Annotated in this window: 1 protein-coding gene; it reads right to left on the reverse strand. The window is 61.6% G+C overall.

Annotated elements, in window-relative coordinates:
- Positions 1-435 (reverse strand): DUF58 domain-containing protein (locus EYA77_RS03940; protein ID WP_167815926.1); only part of this gene is annotated, 435 nt, incomplete at both ends.

Raw genomic sequence — 435 nt, forward strand, 5'->3', positions numbered from 1 at the left:
CCCCCGGATGCATCCATCTTCAGCCTGACGTAGAGCTCCTGGTGTTTTCCGGAGAGTTTCCAGTCGATATCACGCAGACTGTCTCCGTCGGCGTAGGGACGAAGGATCCGGGTGTCATAGCCTGAAATGAGAGCAGGCCGGTCAAACTCCACGGCGCTCCACCCCGACCCCTGACCGACGGCAAAGTGCGTGGCTGTGATGCCGGTTGGATACATCGTAAGTTTCGGCAGCTCTGCGCCGCGTGCGATCAGCAGGGTCTGCGTGAAAAACTGATCACGACAGGTTGCCCTGACTCCCTGAAAATAGGAGGAGCCGATCACCGGGAGTCTGAACCTGTAGGATGCCCGGCCGGCGGTGAATGCCGGCGAGCCTGAGACAAGGAGCGCTCCCGGCGGCAGAACGTCATCGAACGAGGCGGTCAGGCGGCCGGTCACG

Origin of the sequence: Methanocorpusculum sp. GPch4 (assembly GCF_012062385.1) — an archaeon.
GTDB classification, from domain to species: Archaea; Halobacteriota; Methanomicrobia; order Methanomicrobiales; family Methanocorpusculaceae; genus Methanocorpusculum; species Methanocorpusculum parvum.